The 13,461-nt window shown below is 68.1% G+C and carries 17 protein-coding genes, 2 tRNA genes and 1 pseudogene; 15 read left to right on the top strand and 5 right to left on the bottom strand.

Annotated elements, in window-relative coordinates; all coding sequences use genetic code 11:
• Positions 1-81 precede the first annotated feature (81 nt).
• Positions 82-576 carry a hypothetical protein gene (locus QF037_RS24570; RefSeq protein WP_307028683.1) on the top strand — a complete coding sequence of 165 codons (495 nt, stop codon included), beginning with the start codon at positions 82-84 and terminating at the stop codon, positions 574-576.
• A gap of 48 nt (positions 577-624) precedes the next feature.
• On the opposite strand, the gene QF037_RS24565 is transcribed toward QF037_RS24570, so the two are convergent.
• Positions 625-1,911, bottom strand: coding sequence for a hypothetical protein (locus QF037_RS24565; RefSeq protein WP_307028681.1), 1,287 nt, complete (start codon positions 1,909-1,911; stop codon positions 625-627).
• A 337-nt stretch (positions 1,912-2,248) separates the two neighbouring features.
• Between QF037_RS24565 and QF037_RS24560 the strand changes: the two genes are divergently transcribed.
• The gene (locus tag QF037_RS24560) at positions 2,249-2,455 is read left to right on the top strand and encodes a hypothetical protein (RefSeq protein ID WP_307028679.1); all 207 of its coding nucleotides are present in this window, start codon (positions 2,249-2,251) and stop codon (positions 2,453-2,455) included.
• Between the two features lie 1,651 nt (positions 2,456-4,106).
• On the opposite strand, the gene QF037_RS24555 is transcribed toward QF037_RS24560, so the two are convergent.
• Both QF037_RS24555 and QF037_RS24550 read right to left on the bottom strand, forming a co-directional pair.
• Entirely contained in the window at positions 4,107-4,619 is a 513-nt protein-coding gene (locus tag QF037_RS24555; protein ID WP_307028677.1) for a GNAT family N-acetyltransferase, read from the bottom strand.
• A 12-nt stretch (positions 4,620-4,631) separates the two neighbouring features.
• Positions 4,632-5,405: a GntR family transcriptional regulator gene (locus QF037_RS24550; protein WP_307028675.1), complete on the bottom strand. Its 774-nt coding sequence runs from the start codon at positions 5,403-5,405 to the stop codon at positions 4,632-4,634.
• A gap of 134 nt (positions 5,406-5,539) precedes the next feature.
• On the opposite strand from QF037_RS24550, the gene QF037_RS24545 reads away from it, so the two are divergent.
• From QF037_RS24545 to QF037_RS24490, 12 genes and pseudogenes are all read left to right on the top strand, one after another.
• Complete coding sequence (locus tag QF037_RS24545) at positions 5,540-5,896, top strand: SCO3933 family regulatory protein (RefSeq protein ID WP_307028673.1); 357 nt, start codon at positions 5,540-5,542, stop codon at positions 5,894-5,896.
• A 3-nt stretch (positions 5,897-5,899) separates the two neighbouring features.
• Positions 5,900-7,241: pseudogene (locus tag QF037_RS24540) on the top strand (FtsK/SpoIIIE domain-containing protein).
• 86 nt (positions 7,242-7,327) lie between these two features.
• A complete protein-coding gene (locus QF037_RS24535; RefSeq protein ID WP_307028670.1) occupies positions 7,328-7,531 on the top strand; it encodes a hypothetical protein in 204 nt (67 codons plus the stop codon).
• A gap of 5 nt (positions 7,532-7,536) precedes the next feature.
• Entirely contained in the window at positions 7,537-7,728 is a 192-nt protein-coding gene (locus QF037_RS24530) for a hypothetical protein (protein WP_307028668.1), read from the top strand.
• Between the two features lie 73 nt (positions 7,729-7,801).
• Positions 7,802-8,461, top strand: coding sequence for a DUF2637 domain-containing protein (locus QF037_RS24525; protein ID WP_307028666.1), 660 nt, complete (start codon positions 7,802-7,804; stop codon positions 8,459-8,461).
• A 19-nt stretch (positions 8,462-8,480) separates the two neighbouring features.
• Positions 8,481-8,675, top strand: a complete 195-nt coding sequence (locus QF037_RS24520) for a mobile element transfer protein (RefSeq protein WP_307028664.1) — start codon at positions 8,481-8,483, stop codon at positions 8,673-8,675.
• A gap of 14 nt (positions 8,676-8,689) precedes the next feature.
• On the top strand, positions 8,690-8,845 hold the full coding sequence (locus QF037_RS24515) for a hypothetical protein (RefSeq protein WP_307028662.1): 156 nt from the start codon (positions 8,690-8,692) through the stop codon (positions 8,843-8,845).
• Between the two features lie 17 nt (positions 8,846-8,862).
• Positions 8,863-9,180 carry a SpdD-like protein gene (locus QF037_RS24510; RefSeq protein WP_307028660.1) on the top strand — a complete coding sequence of 106 codons (318 nt, stop codon included), beginning with the start codon at positions 8,863-8,865 and terminating at the stop codon, positions 9,178-9,180.
• Positions 9,181-9,268: 88 nt separating this feature from the next.
• Complete coding sequence (locus QF037_RS24505) at positions 9,269-9,469, top strand: hypothetical protein (RefSeq protein WP_307028659.1); 201 nt, start codon at positions 9,269-9,271, stop codon at positions 9,467-9,469.
• The gene (repSA, locus tag QF037_RS24500; RefSeq protein ID WP_307028657.1) at positions 9,466-10,857 is read left to right on the top strand and encodes a replication initiator protein RepSA; all 1,392 of its coding nucleotides are present in this window, start codon (positions 9,466-9,468) and stop codon (positions 10,855-10,857) included. Before QF037_RS24505 ends, repSA begins: the two co-directional genes overlap by 4 nt.
• Positions 10,854-11,063 carry a helix-turn-helix domain-containing protein gene (locus QF037_RS24495; protein WP_307028655.1) on the top strand — a complete coding sequence of 70 codons (210 nt, stop codon included), beginning with the start codon at positions 10,854-10,856 and terminating at the stop codon, positions 11,061-11,063. Before repSA ends, QF037_RS24495 begins: the two co-directional genes overlap by 4 nt.
• Positions 11,060-12,292, top strand: coding sequence for a site-specific integrase (locus QF037_RS24490; protein ID WP_373463813.1), 1,233 nt, complete (start codon positions 11,060-11,062; stop codon positions 12,290-12,292). Before QF037_RS24495 ends, QF037_RS24490 begins: the two co-directional genes overlap by 4 nt.
• 82 nt (positions 12,293-12,374) lie before the next feature.
• Here the strand turns inward: QF037_RS24490 and QF037_RS24485 are convergent.
• Both QF037_RS24485 and QF037_RS24480 read right to left on the bottom strand, forming a co-directional pair.
• A tRNA-Arg gene (locus QF037_RS24485) sits at positions 12,375-12,447 on the bottom strand.
• Between the two features lie 188 nt (positions 12,448-12,635).
• A tRNA-Ser gene (locus QF037_RS24480) sits at positions 12,636-12,726 on the bottom strand.
• Between the two features lie 171 nt (positions 12,727-12,897).
• Between QF037_RS24480 and QF037_RS24475 the strand changes: the two genes are divergently transcribed.
• Positions 12,898-13,359 carry an SSI family serine proteinase inhibitor gene (locus tag QF037_RS24475; RefSeq protein ID WP_307028652.1) on the top strand — a complete coding sequence of 154 codons (462 nt, stop codon included), beginning with the start codon at positions 12,898-12,900 and terminating at the stop codon, positions 13,357-13,359.
• The last annotated feature ends 102 nt before the right edge of the window (positions 13,360-13,461 follow it).

The following is a 13,461-nucleotide window of genomic DNA, read 5'->3' as shown; positions in this document are numbered from 1 at the left end:
AGCCGCGGTGAAACTCCACTGAAGCCGGTCCGGGGTCAGCTGTGGTCCGTCAGATTCGCGCCCCGCCCGGAAGGAACCGTCATGGAGACGCAGCGCACAGGGGCCGAGCCGGTGGGCCCGCTCGCTTCCTTCGTCCGGTTCGTGGTGTGCGGCGGCGGGGTCGGGGTCCTGTCCAGCGCGGCGGTTCCGCTGCTGGCGCTGCTGATGCCCTGGGCGGCGGCGAACGCGGTGATCACGGTCGCGTCGACGATCCTCTGCACCGAACTGCACGCCCTGTTCACCTTCGGCACCGGCGGCCGCGCGGGTCTGCGCCGCCACCTCCAGTCGGCCGGTTCGGCGACCGCCGCCTACGTCGTGACCTGCGCCGCGATGTTCGTCCTGCACTCGGTGCAGTCCTCGCCGAGCCTGGCCTGGGAGCAGGCGGTCTACCTCGGCGCCTCCGGTCTCGCCGGGATCGGCCGGTTCCTGGTGCTGCGGCTGTTCGTCTTCGCCGGCCGCAAGGAGACGAAGGCTGTGGCGGTACGTCCCGTGCGCGGCGGCCGCGTCCACCACGGCGACCTGCTGCTCGCCCGCTGACCTCCTCGCCTTCGGGGCCCCGGATCTCCCGGGGCCCCGTTCATGCGGTCAGGAGCCGTCGGCCCGGATCGCGTACACGTACCGCTTGTCGACGTACTCGCTGGCGTTCCAGATCACTGACTCGCTGTACGACCAGCCCGACGCGCCGCTGCTGTGGAAGCTGAGGTCCTCGGAGCCGATGGCGAGATCGGCGATGGTGCTCGCGCTGTTCGCGCCGGAGGTGAAGGTGCGCAGCGTGCCCGCGGTGGACTTGCCGGCGCTGACCGAGAGGTAGTGCTTGGTCTTGCGGGAGACGACGCCCTGGATCTTCTGCTGGGCGACGGTGACGGCCTCGGTCGCGGTGAGCGAACCCGGGTGCCGGTCGGTGTAGTCGAGCTCCCAGCGGACCACCTTGGGCACGGTGTTGGTGGGCTTGGTCGAGCCGAGGAAGGGGTCGCCCGGCTCGTCGTAGTCGACGACGCCGGAGAGCGAGTACTCGCCTATCACCAGGCTGTCGGGCGTGCTGGCGCGGTCGAGGCCTATCGCCGAGTAGCGCAGCCAGGTTCCCGCGTTGTCGTAGGCGTGGCTCTGCGGGAGGACGTACTTGTAGCCGTAGCCGTAGTACCGACCGTCGGTGTGCAGACCGCACACGTCCTTCTCCGTGGTGGGGACGGTGAAGAGGGTGTTGAGGTCGAAGATCCTGAGACCCTTGTACGTGTCGACGACGTACAGCAGATTGCCGTACCACATGATGCCGCCGGCGTGTTTGCGGACGGGGTTGAAGGAGTACGCGCCCGTGCCGGTCCTCACCGGTTCGACCAGCAGTACATGCCGATAGGTGGGTGCGGAGGGGTTGTTGTAGTCGACGAAGGTGAGCCGCATGCCCTTGTCGAGCGCGTAGTCGTCGTCGCCGTCTTCGTCGGGGTCGGTCTCGAAGTACCAGGAGACCAGGATGACCTTGTTGCTGCCGCCCTCGGGGTAGAGCCCGTTGCCGTAGGCGTCGGCGCTGGTGGTGACGCCCTGGGGTATCCAGTAGGCGACCTTCTGGTCGTCGGGGTCCCAGGCGAAACCGGCCTGGAAGGCCTCGGACGTGCTGGGGGCGCTGCTGAGCGCGTCGGCGCTGTGGTTGGTGTCGGCTATGACGGTGGTCGCGTCCACCTTGGTCAGACTGGCCGCCAACCCGGCTGCCAGGGCGGCGAATTCGCCGTGGCTGTTGGAGGAGCGGCTGGTCAGTGAGTACTGGCCGGCTTCGATGGTCGCGGCGTGCGCGGCGGTGGGGGCGAGCAGGCTGCCGGCGGCACCGACGAACGGTGCGGCGGCCATGCCCTTGATGATCGCTCTTCGCGTCATGGTCATGACGCGAGAAAGTATGCGGATTCGAACAGGCAGCACAAGCACATACGTTCGTCACCAACAGGCAAGGGCAGCACGCCACTTGCTCCGGGTCCCTTTCCGGCGGGACCTCGTCCGACTCCGACGTAGCACGCCCGCGCGGCTCCCGGGCGGCCGTTCTCGAGCCCCGGTCGAGGGGTGCTAGCCGTCCCCTGGGGTACGGCTAACTACACCCCCCACGCGGTAGGTCGCTCCATGGCGGCTGAAGGCCGAGGGGGGCATCGTGGAAAGCAGAGGATCCGAGAGGCACAGACCCGAGGCACAGCCCGAGGCACATCACACCTCCCCGGAAGGACATCCCATGCAGTCGCTGCCCTCCCCCGAGCCGAACACCACCGTGGCCGCCCTGACCGAGACCGCGCACGAGAGCGAACTCGCCCCGCTCCTCACCGCCTGGGACCAGACCCACTCGCCCGCGGCCGACCCCGAGTGGCGCCACCTCCTGGACGAGCTGGCCCACCCCCGCACCACCGAGGCGTTCCACCGCCTGGCAGGAGCCACGGCTTGAACCCGCCCCCTTCTTACCGCCAGACCCAGAACGCCAGAGGCCCCGGACATCCCGCCGGGGCCTCTTTCGTGTGCGGATGCCGGCGGTCCCTCTCCTACGCGGACTCGACGCTCAGCGCGCAGTCTGTCGCCGCCCCCGACAACGCGAGAGGCCCCGGATCTCTCCGGGGCCTCTCGCTTCATGTGCACTCGGCAGGATTCGAACCTGCAACCTTCTGATCCGTAGCTCTATGTGGATCAGTCGGTAGCGGTCATACCTGTCGCCTCATGGCCCTACGAGGAGGCTACCGGGCGCAGTTGGTTGCTGTGGTTGCTGTACTTCGCTGCTGTACCGCCCCTGCGAAGAGAACGGTCGTCAGGGCGAGGGCATCGGCGTAAGCGCTCGCCACGTCAGCCGCTCTACGCCACGTGATCACGACGACTACGACCACTGTGATCACCCACGGTCTTAGGCCGGGGTTTGACAGCCTCCACGAGGGAAGGGCCACACTCATGCTTGAACCTCCTACGGTTCGGGCCCACCCGGTCGCCTCGCCTGCCAGCCTGCGACTGGGTGGGTGCTTCGTGGACCCGAGGCGGGGCAGCTTAAGTTGCAGCGGTCGGCCGCGCTCGCTACAACCCGGCGATCTGTTGACTGCGGACCGGAAGAACACCCTTCGCTTTCGGGCATGCGGCCATCCCTCCCCCTTCTCGGGCTGCGACTGGCGTCGCAGACTTGGATTCTTTAGCACTCCGCCCAGGACTGGCAAACGGGCAGGTCAGAGCGGTTATCCACTAATTACTTTCGCATACCACTTGCGCATACGAAATTGCAGACCACTTGTGCAAGCGAAAGTTCGCGGACAACTTTCGAGAACAGCATTCGCGAACGTATTTCGCGGACGACATTCGCGAACAGCATTCCCGGACAACTTTCGCGAACAAAGATCCCGCGAATGAAATGTGTGGTGCACATTGCCGAGCGGTCGGCGTAGCGACTTTGGCCGGGAGCTGCTTTGGCGCGAGTGATCATGGCCCCGTAAGCTCATGGCGAGTCGGGCAGTCTGTGGACCTGCCCGTTAAAGCACGACGTTGGGGCCATGATCTTCGAGGCTCGCGCCAAAGTGGCTGGCTAAAGTCGCGGAGCCGACCGCCCCAGCCACGGGGCATCGGCCACGGTAGCGAGGTAGCCCGCGGGGAACCGCCGCCGCGATCCGGCCTTCTCGGTAACCCAAAGCGTCGTTGACCTGGTGTGCGGCAATCCCCTGTACCTGATGACCCGGTGCTTGGTTCTTGGCCGCTGCTGGTGGCGACGGGCGGGCGGCGGTGCGCGGCCGGTGGCGGAGACATAGAGGCGGCGCGGCGGCGACCGACCGGCGCCGCCGCGCGTGCGCGGCCCCTCGGTCCCCTTGGATCGATCCCGACTTCGTTGGGCGGCTCGGGTCTTATGGTCTTGATGGGGTGTCTCGTGCTCGTGCGCCTTATGGTCCCTACGGGTGCTGATGGGTCTTCCATCCCTAGGCCGGATCGCGGCGGCGGTTCCCCGCGGGCGTACCCCGCGTCACCGGAGCAAGAGCCCCAGGTCATAGGGCGGTTGGCGTTCGCGGCCGGAGCAGGACGGCCGCGAGCGCAGCGAGCCTTGATGAAGTAGGGAAAGTCCTACCGCACCGGGATCAGCTGCTTGGGGCGACATAGCACACCGCATCGATGCTCTGGCCGTCCCCGTAGTGATGCGGAGCTCGGCCGATCTCGCGCCAACCAAGCCGCTCGTAGAGGCGTATGGCAGCGGAGTCTTTTGTCATCACGTCCAAGACCAGTCGAATTCCATGCTCGTTGCCGTAGCTCATGGCAGCCCGCATGAGACGCTCACCGGCAGCGTGTTTCCGGGCAGCTTTGACGACGAACAACCTGGCGAGAACGGCGATTTGATCCTCACTGTCGCCGCTCTCCTGCATCCAAAGCGAGACGGCGTCTTCACCCCGCGGGCGCATGATCGCGACATGCCCGACGACGGACCCATCGAGCTCTGCCACCCACGCGGCGATCACGTCATCGGAGCGCAACCAAGCCTCGGGCTGCTCTACCCCCTCAACCGGGTATCCGTCAGTGGAATGCACCTCGACCAATGCCGACGCGGCTTCACCTAGATCTACCTCTTCGAAGGGACGGACAGTCAAAGACTCCACCTGCGACTCCTGTCACTCGACTGGCAGTTCGTAGAGCAGGCCGGTTTGGTCGGCTCGATGCACGTAACGAGAGACTTCGAAGGGAACGCCTTCCTGGTCCAGGCTCGTATGCAGCACTTCCAGAACCGGAACGCCGGGCAAGAGCCCCAGGATCTCCGCCTCTTCAGGCGTGGGCATCCTTGCGCTGATCTCGTCGCGGACGCGCGTCATGACGTGCCCGAGCTCCTCTAGGCGGCCGTAGATGCCGTCTTTCCCCGTTTTGGCTTGCATGAGAAGTGTTCCTTGCGCTTCGTCCCACCTGATGTAGGTGGACACGATTTGCACCGGCACGTCGTCTGCGTAGTAGTGGTTTTCCCGGTGGACGACGCTCTCTTCGTCGGCAGGCACCTTCAGGCGTTCTGCCACGTCCGCCGGTGGCTTTTCACGAGCGATGGACGGGACCTCGATCCTGGCCACCTTGCCCTGACGCTTCGCTTCCAGTCGGAATGGCGTCAAGCCTGTCTCGCGGTTCTTGAGCGAGTAGCGATCGCTGCCGAACCGGAACAGCCTCTGCGGCTCGCGTACGAAGACGCCACTTCCGTGCTTCGCGGTGACGAGCCCCTGTTCGGCAAGTATCCGGATGGCCTCGCGGGCGGTGTTCCGTGCCGAACCGTACCTCTCGGCTAGCGCGCGCTCGGATGGCAGCTTGTCGCCGCTTTGCAGCTCTCCGCTCTCGATCTGATGGCGGAGATCTTCGGCGATGCGCCGACTGGGCGGCTGCGGAGTCGAGGGGCGGGCGGACGTCATGCCCGGAGTTTAGCAACTGGCTCAAGCCACCTTGTTGACCCCGACGGCGACCTGTGCTCAACTGGCTTAAGCCAGTAAGTGGCTCAAGCCAGTTGGCCCACCTGTGGTGTGCCACGAGCAAGGAGTGATGTGCCATGCGTCAGATTCCCGTCGACACCACCGGCGCGATCGTGATGGTCGCCAAGACCCCGCAGCCGAAGGTCAAGGACCGTCGTACCGGCGAGATCGCCACCGATGCCGAGACCGGCGCGACCCTGATGACCGTGGACGTGATGTTCGCGGCCAACGACGAGGTTGAGATCCTCTCCCTCACCGTCCCGGAGCCGGGCATCACCGGTGAGCTGGCCATGGGTACTCCGGTTGCGCTGACTGGGGTGATCGCGCGGCCGTGGGAGAACGAGTTCAACGGCCAGAAGCGGCACGGGATCGCGTTCCGTGCGGTGGCCGTGACCTCGCTCGCCGCCGCTGCGTCGAAGCCGAAGGCGGCCTGAGCCATGCTGGAGCTGTTAGGGATCGTGCTCGCGGTCCTGGTCGGAGTGGCGCTGCTGCTTCGGTGGCGCCGTCCGGTCTGGTACTGGCTGACCTTCGGCGTCACCCTCGCCATGCTGCGGGTCCGCTTCCGCTACGCCACCACCATGGAGGCCTGCCGCCTGACCATGCCCGCTTCGCGGATGCGCCGCGCGCTGGCCCGCTGGGCAGGCAAGCCCGTCCCACCGCAGCGGGTCCCGCGCCTGCTGTGGATCAGGCCGACCCGGACCGGTGTCCGACTGCGGATCAGGCTGTGGCCTGGCCAGGACGCGTTCGAATTCTCCGCCGCTTCCGACCGGCTGCGCCACTCCTTCGCCGTCCACCAGGTCACCTCGCGTGAGATCAAGCCGGGTGTCATCGAACTGACCCTGACCGGCTACGACGTGCTCAAGCGGGTGCAGATGCCCGCCACACCTGAGCGCGACACGCTGAAGATTCCCCTCGCCCTGGTCGAGGACGGCACGGTGCACTACCGCGACTACCGGGAGGTTCCGCACTCGGTCACGGTCGGCGCCACGATGTCCGGGAAGTCCGTCACCCAGCGCACCGTGATCAAAGAACTCGCTGCCCAGCACGTTGCGTTGGTCGGTATCGACTGCAAGAAGATCGAACTCGGACCGTTCGCCCGCCGCTTCTCCGCGCTGGCCGACAACCCGGATGACGCGATGGAGCTGCTCGAAGCACTCGTTGCCCGGATGGAGGGCATCTACGACGTGATCCGCATCGAGCAGCGGATCAGCGCCGACACCCCCGATGGGGAGATCGCCGCGAACATCTGGGACCTGCCCGAGCCTCTGCGGCCGGTGCCGATCGTGGTCACGATCGATGAGATCGCCGAACTGACCCTGAGCACAAAGAAGAACGACCCGCGCCGCGACCGGATCGTCAAGGCCCTGGTCCGCCTGGCCCAGCTCGGCCGGGGCTGCGGGAATCTTCCTGGACATCTACGGCCAGCGCTTCGGCTCCGAACTCGGCGACGGGATCACCATGCTCCGCGCCCAGTTGACGGGCCGGATGGTGCACCGCGTCAACGACGAGTCGACGGCGAAGATGGCCTTCGGGGACATCTCCCCGCACGCGGTCTTCGCGGCCACGCAGATCCCCAACGACCGGCGCGGCATGGCGATCGTCGGCTACTCGACCGGCGAATGGGTGCGCATCCGCACTCCGCACACCTCGATGCGGCGGGCCGTGTCTGCCTGCAACCGGCATGCGGATCTGACCCCGGAGCTGCCGGAGCTGGCCTGCTTCCGCCCGCTGCTCGATCACGCGCCCGTCGAGGCGCCCGCGGTGGCCCAAGCCGCCTGAAATCCCCTCCTGTTCCACGGTCGGCGTGACCGCCTCGCGCCAAGTCCCTACCCGATCCATGCCTGATGGAAGGGAGATCGCTTCCCATGTGCCCGCACTGTGAGGACTTCGCCCGCACCGTCGAGATGCTCGCCGCCCTGGCCCTCTACTCCCACGTTGACGGCGCGGACATCGCCTTCATCGACGCCATGGGCCCGTCGCTGGTCGCGTCCCTGCCCGCGCCGCCGCCCGGCACCTTCCCGCCCGGCTACAACCCGGACGACGGCCCCCAGTACCCCGGACAGGGGTGATGGCCGTGGCCACCGCGAGGAAGCCCGCCCGCCGCCGGACCGCCAAGCCTGAGCCGGAGCCGGTCAAGTGCACGCCGTGCGGCGGTACCGGGGAGGTCTCCCGCGCCGTCCGCGTCGGCCGCAAGCAGCGCGTCGTGGGCCAGCAGACCGGGATGTGCCTGGCCTGCTTCGGCTCCGGCGAAGCCACCACCGACTGAACTGCCGGGGCAGGGCGGCCGGACACCGATCCCCGCCCCGCCCCTGGCCCAACACCCTGAAGGAGGTGAGGACATGACCCGCCAACTCCGCTTCGATGCCGTACTCATCCAGGCCGTGATTGCCGGGGCGCTGTCCTTCGCCCACCTGCACGACCTCGCCGCCGCGGCCGGGCAATCCGGCTGGAAAGCCTGGGCCTACCCGGTCTCCGTCGACCTGCTGCTCGTCGCCGCCTGGCGCAGGCTGCGTACCGGTGGCTCGTCCCGCCTGGCCTGGTCCTGGTTCCTGATCGCCCTGGTCGCCTCGCTCGGCGCCAACGTCGCCACCGCCGGATTCCTCGACCTGGCCCACCCTCCGGCCTGGCTGCGCTTCGGCATCGCCGGATGGCCCGCGCTCGCCTTCCTCGGCGGCACGCTCCTCGCCCACGCACCCTCGCCTGACCCGGCCGGGGACCGGGTGCCGGTTCTGCCGGCGCCCGCAGCCCCGGCCCCCGAACCCGACATCGAGCCAGAACAGGCACCGCAGAGCATCGCGCCCGCCGCTGACGAAGACACTCCCGCTCTGCCTGCCGCCGACCCGGCCCCGCCGGTTCCTGCGGCGCTGGTGGACCACGCCCGCAAGGTCGCCGACGACCACCACGCGCGCACCGGTAGCCGGATCGACACCGACACCCTGCGCGCCCGCCTCGGCGTCCCCGCCCCCATGGCCGACGCGATCGCCGCCCAACTCACCTGAACTGAAAGGACGTTCACCCATGGGCCTCTACCAGATCTGGAACGAGCTGCACCGCGTCGGCACCACCCACATCGGCGGCGGACCCGACCGACGCACCGGCGAGATGAAGTACGTCGCCGCCTGCGAGTCCGAAGACTGCGGCTGGTCCTCCGCCTACGACTCCTTCGAGGCCGCCTCCGTCGCCGCCCGCGGCCACGTCTGCCCCGTCCGCTGAAAGGAGATCGCGCGATGTCTGTCCCGCTGTGGTTCTTCCTCTTCTGCCTGGGCTGGGTCGGCGTCAAGCTCATCCGCCCGCCCTGGTGGCTCGTGCTGGTCCTGCTGATGGGCGGCTACCTGCTTGCCGACAGCTTGCTGGCCCCCGCCATCGACACCGCAACCAAGTAGAGAAGGGAGACCCCGCCATGATCCGTCCAAAGGTCCCGGTCAACCCGATGCCGACCGGCTACGCCGCACCGCCCGCCGTCGTCGAGCCGACCGCCGTCATCCCCAGCACCCCGTACGCCGCGCCGCCCGCCCCGACCGCTCCGGCGCCGTCGCGGCCGGTCGTGCAGCTCACCCCCGGCTCGGTCGTCGCCGTGGCCGGGATGGGCGTGGTCGTCGTGCTCGTCATCGGCGCCGTGCTCGTCTCGATGCTCCTCGCCGTCGCCATCACCGGCGCCTCACTCGCCATCTGCGCCCTGGTGATCCGCTCGATCCTCACCACCGACACCCGACGCTAACCGGCCCCCGGAGCGGCCTCGGTCACCACACTTCCGCCGCTCCGGGCGCCTCCCCAACCGATCCAATGAACCGGAAGGAAGTCCCATCATGACCGGCCCCAACCCGGCCCCGCAGTCCCTCACACGGGTCTGCCCGAACTGCCACGGCTTCGCCTCCGCCGCCGTCACCTCCGGCCTCGGCCGTGACCACCACGGCCACCTGCCCACGATCACCGTTGACTGCCCGGCCTGCCACGGCCACGGCACCATCCCTACTCGTGCCGTCCAGTTCGCCGGGGGCCGCGCATGAACGACACCGCGACCCTCGCGGGCCTGGACCCGGCCACCCTCGCCGACACACTGCGGGTGGCCGGGCAACCGGGCTTCGAGCGCTGGCAAGAGCAGATCAAGCGGACCGGAGGCTGCGCGGACCCGATCCACCTGACCGGATGGGTCCTGCACAAGGACAAGACCAGCGGTGAGGTCCTGCACCGCTACAGCACCGAACATGAACCCGGCGGTCGGCTGCGGATCGCGTGCGGCAACCGGCGTGCCTCGCGCTGCCCGGCCTGCGCCTGGACCTACGCCGGAGACACCTACCACCTCATCCGCGCGGGCCTAGCCGGAGATGACCGCCGGGACATCCCCGCCACCGTCCGCGATCACCCCCGGGTCTTCGCCACCCTCACCGCGCCGTCCTTCGGCCCGGTCCACAACCGGCCCGACCGCGGCGTCTGCCGTTGCGGGACTCGACACGCTGCTGACGATCCGGCCCTCGGCTCCGCCCTCGACCCGGACAGCTACGACTACGCGGGCGCCGTGCTCTTCAACAACCATGCCGGTGGATTGTGGATGCGCTTCACCAACCGGCTGCGCCGCGAGATCGCCGCCCGGGCCGGACTGACCCAACGCGAACTCGCCGACGTCTGCCGCATCTCCTACGGCAAGGTGGCCGAGTTCCAGAAGCGGGGCGCCGTCCACTTCCACGCCGTGATCCGCCTCGACGGACCAGACGGGCCCGACTCTCCGCCGCCCTCTTGGGCCACTACTGATCTGCTCACCGACGCGATCCGCGCCGCCGTCCGGCACTCCTACACCAGCGTCAGTGTGCCCGCCTCCGGTGACCAGCCCGCCCGCACCTTCCGCTGGGGCCGACAGCTCGACATCCGCCCCGTCAAAGCCTTCGGGGACGGCTCAGAGCTGACCGAACGGGCCGTCGCCTCCTACGTCGCCAAGTACGCCACCAAAGCCGCCGAGAGCACCGACACCGTTGACCGCCGGATCGGCAACAAAGAAGCCCTGGAACTCCTCGACATCCCCGACCACCCCCGACGCCTGATCGCCGCGTGCCTGGACCTGCACGCGCTCTACCCCGACCGCAAGCTACGCGACTGGGCCCACATGCTCGGCTTCCGCGGCCACTTCAGCTCCAAGTCCCGCCGCTACTCCACCACCCTCGGCGCCCTCCGCCAGACCCGCGCCGACTACCGCGCCGCCCAAGACCGCCAAGCACGCGGCCTCGACGACATCGAGCCGGACACCGTCCTCGTGCTGGCCGACTGGCAATACACCGGACACGGCCACACCCCCGGCGAATCCGCCCTCGCCGCCACCATCCACCGCGGCCTCCAACTCAACCGCGACACCGCCCGCCAGGAACTACCCACCCGACTCGCCTTGGAAGGAGCCGCAGCATGACCACCACGGTGATCGAAAGGAAGTGGCACACCACACCCGAGGTCGCTGACATGCTCGGCTACAGCCTCTCCAAGACCAAGATGCTGATCCTCACCGGCAAGATCCGCTCTATTAAGGACGGCCGCAACCGGCGCATCCTCCCCCGCTACGTGGACGAGTACGTCGAACGCCTCGCGCAGGAAGCCGAACAGGGGTGCTCTGCATGAGCGGCAAGCGTGGCAACGGTGAAGGCTCGATCTATCCGTACAAGAACGGCTTTGCGGCCTACGTCTGGGTCACCAAGCCGGACGGCACCCGGGCGCGGAAGTACGCCTACGGCAAGAGTCGCGAAGAGGTCCACGAGAAGTGGCTCAACCTCCACGCGGAGGCGAAGAAGGGACCGGTCGCGACCCGGCACCGGACGTTGGACGCGTTCCTCGCGTACTGGCTCGACTCGATCGTCAAGCCCAACCTGGCTCCCCTGACGTACGTCTCCTACGAGGGCTCCGTCCGCCTCTACATCGCTCCCTACCTCGGCGGGAAGCGACTCGACCGGCTCACGGTCCGGGACGTCCGCGAGTGGTTGACCAAGCTGGCGACCGTCTGCCAGTGCTGCGCTCAGGGCAAGGACAAGAAGCGGGCGCCCGCTCGCCGGAAGTGCTGCGCGGTCGGGGAGTGCTGCGAGTCGTACCCGTCCCGCCGCGTGATCCAAGCCGCGCGGGATGCTCTGCGGGCTGCCCTGACCCACGCGGTGACCGAGGAGGAGATCAGCAAGAACGTCGCCTCCCTGGTGAAGGTGCCCAAGCCTCGACGTCGCCGGATCAAGCCGTGGTCCGTCGCTGAGGCCGGGCAGTTCCTCACCGATGCCGCCGCCCGGGATGACCACCTCTTCGCGGCCTGGGTCGTGGTGCTCTGCCTCGGACTGCGTCGCGGTGAGGTGCTGGGCCTGACGTGGAAGTCCGTCGACTTCGAGCGCGGGGAGCTGTACGTCGACCACCAGATCCAGCGCGCCGGACGGCAGATCCTGCACCGCGAGACCAAGACCGAGGAGTCCGACGACTTCCTTCCCCTGCCGGCACTTTGCCTCAAGGCGCTCCGGATGCGCCGGGCTCAGCAGATCGGCGACCGGAAAGCCGCTGGGGAGCTGTGGCAGGGCAGTCATGATCTGGTCTTCACCACGAAGTACGGCACCCCGATCGAACCGGGCAACATGACGCGCATGTTCGCCCTTCGGGCTCGTCGTGCCGGGCTCCGGGTCATCCCGCTCCGGAACACGCGGCACACGTGCAGCTCGCTCCTGGTCGCACTGAAGGTGCACCCGAAGGTCGCTCAGCGCATCCTCCGGCACTCGCAGATCGCGATGACGATGGAGGTCTACGCCGAAGCGAGCGAGGAGGAGGTGCGCGCCGCCATCGGCAAGCTGTCGGACGCTATGGGCGGGACAGGCATCGACTAGTCGAAGCCTGCTGCTGTACTTCGCTGCTGTACGCCCCTGAAACGCCGAAGGCCCCGGATCTCTCCGGGGCCTTTGACCTGTGTGCACTCGGCAGGATTCGAACCTGCAACCTTCTGATCCGTAGTCAGATGCTCTATCCGTTAAGCTACGAGTGCTTGTTTTGTTTTCCCGCCGTTCCTTGCCCTTCCGGGCCGCTCGCGGCGACAGGAAGAACATTACATGACTGCCGCCGCCATGTGAAATCCGTTTGCCGTACCCGTTGTGAGCTGCGGAAACGACCCGAGAAGGCCTTGGCGGCAACGACGAAGCCCCGGCCGAAAGACCGGGGCTTCGTGATCAAGCGCGGAGGCGGAGGGATTTGAACCCTCGATGGGATTTAAGTCCCAAACCGCATTAGCAGTGCGGCGCCATAGACCGGACTAGGCGACGCCTCCAGCACAGCCGCCCGCGCGAGCGCGAGTGGTGCGTGCAGATGATGACACAGTCGAGCGTGGTGTCACCAATCGCCTCCCACGGTACTAGGCAGGCGGGCCGCAGGGCAAAGCCCTGCCGACGGTGCGGCAGGCGTGGCGCAACCGGTCGGCGGGGGGCGCGTTAGTCAGGTCATGCTCCAGTCCGCCCGGCTCGCCCGGCTCCTCGTCCTCGGCGCCTCCACTCTCGTCGCCGCCGGTTCCGTCACCGCCGTACCCGCCTCCGCCCATACCCTCATGCCCCCGCCCGCCCGCGACGACGACCGTGTCGGCGACCACCTCACCGTCACCGTGCGGAACGCGGGCGGTGGCAGGGACGGGACCTTCGAGCTGTACTGCCATCCCGGCGGCGGCACCCACCCCGACGCCGGCAGCGCGTGTGCCGCGCTCGACCGGGGTGCGCGCTGGGGCAAGGACGCCTTCGCCCCCGTACCGGAGCGGAGCCTGTGCACCATGCAGTACGGCGGGCCGGCCACCGCTCATGTGACCGGGACCTGGGCCGGGCGGCCCGTCGACGCGCGGTACGACCGGAGCGACGGCTGCCAGATCGGACGCTGGGACCGGCTCGTTCCCGTACTGCCCGACATGGGCCGGTAGGCAGGCAGTACCTCGCACAGGCATTTCATGGCGGAAACAGGGCGTCCGGAAAAGTCCTGCGAAAGTCCCACGGAGGTCTCGCGGAGGAGAAGCAGGTGGTCG

The sequence above is a fragment of the Streptomyces canus genome (genome assembly GCF_030815415.1).
GTDB classification, from domain to species: domain Bacteria; phylum Actinomycetota; class Actinomycetes; order Streptomycetales; family Streptomycetaceae; genus Streptomyces; species Streptomyces canus_F.
This window is presented reverse-complemented; position numbering and strand designations above follow the sequence as displayed.

Excerpts from the sequence above, each read along its gene's own strand:
- QF037_RS24475 (WP_307028652.1), top strand. The coding sequence starts at position 12,898 with ATGCTCCAGTCCGCCCGGCTCGCCCGGCTCCTCGTCCTCGGCGCCTCC.
- QF037_RS24565 (WP_307028681.1), bottom strand. The coding sequence starts at position 1,911 with ATGACCATGACGCGAAGAGCGATCATCAAGGGCATGGCCGCCGCACCG.
- QF037_RS24515 (WP_307028662.1), top strand. The coding sequence starts at position 8,690 with ATGTCTGTCCCGCTGTGGTTCTTCCTCTTCTGCCTGGGCTGGGTCGGC.
- QF037_RS24525 (WP_307028666.1), top strand. The coding sequence starts at position 7,802 with ATGACCCGCCAACTCCGCTTCGATGCCGTACTCATCCAGGCCGTGATT.
- QF037_RS24545 (WP_307028673.1), top strand. The coding sequence starts at position 5,540 with ATGCGTCAGATTCCCGTCGACACCACCGGCGCGATCGTGATGGTCGCC.
- QF037_RS24520 (WP_307028664.1), top strand. The coding sequence starts at position 8,481 with ATGGGCCTCTACCAGATCTGGAACGAGCTGCACCGCGTCGGCACCACC.
- QF037_RS24505 (WP_307028659.1), top strand. The coding sequence starts at position 9,269 with ATGACCGGCCCCAACCCGGCCCCGCAGTCCCTCACACGGGTCTGCCCG.
- QF037_RS24510 (WP_307028660.1), top strand. The coding sequence starts at position 8,863 with ATGATCCGTCCAAAGGTCCCGGTCAACCCGATGCCGACCGGCTACGCC.
- QF037_RS24570 (WP_307028683.1), top strand. The coding sequence starts at position 82 with ATGGAGACGCAGCGCACAGGGGCCGAGCCGGTGGGCCCGCTCGCTTCC.
- QF037_RS24495 (WP_307028655.1), top strand. The coding sequence starts at position 10,854 with ATGACCACCACGGTGATCGAAAGGAAGTGGCACACCACACCCGAGGTC.
- repSA (WP_307028657.1), top strand. The coding sequence starts at position 9,466 with ATGAACGACACCGCGACCCTCGCGGGCCTGGACCCGGCCACCCTCGCC.
- QF037_RS24550 (WP_307028675.1), bottom strand. The coding sequence starts at position 5,405 with ATGACGTCCGCCCGCCCCTCGACTCCGCAGCCGCCCAGTCGGCGCATC.
- QF037_RS24535 (WP_307028670.1), top strand. The coding sequence starts at position 7,328 with ATGTGCCCGCACTGTGAGGACTTCGCCCGCACCGTCGAGATGCTCGCC.
- QF037_RS24560 (WP_307028679.1), top strand. The coding sequence starts at position 2,249 with ATGCAGTCGCTGCCCTCCCCCGAGCCGAACACCACCGTGGCCGCCCTG.
- QF037_RS24490 (WP_373463813.1), top strand. The coding sequence starts at position 11,060 with ATGAGCGGCAAGCGTGGCAACGGTGAAGGCTCGATCTATCCGTACAAG.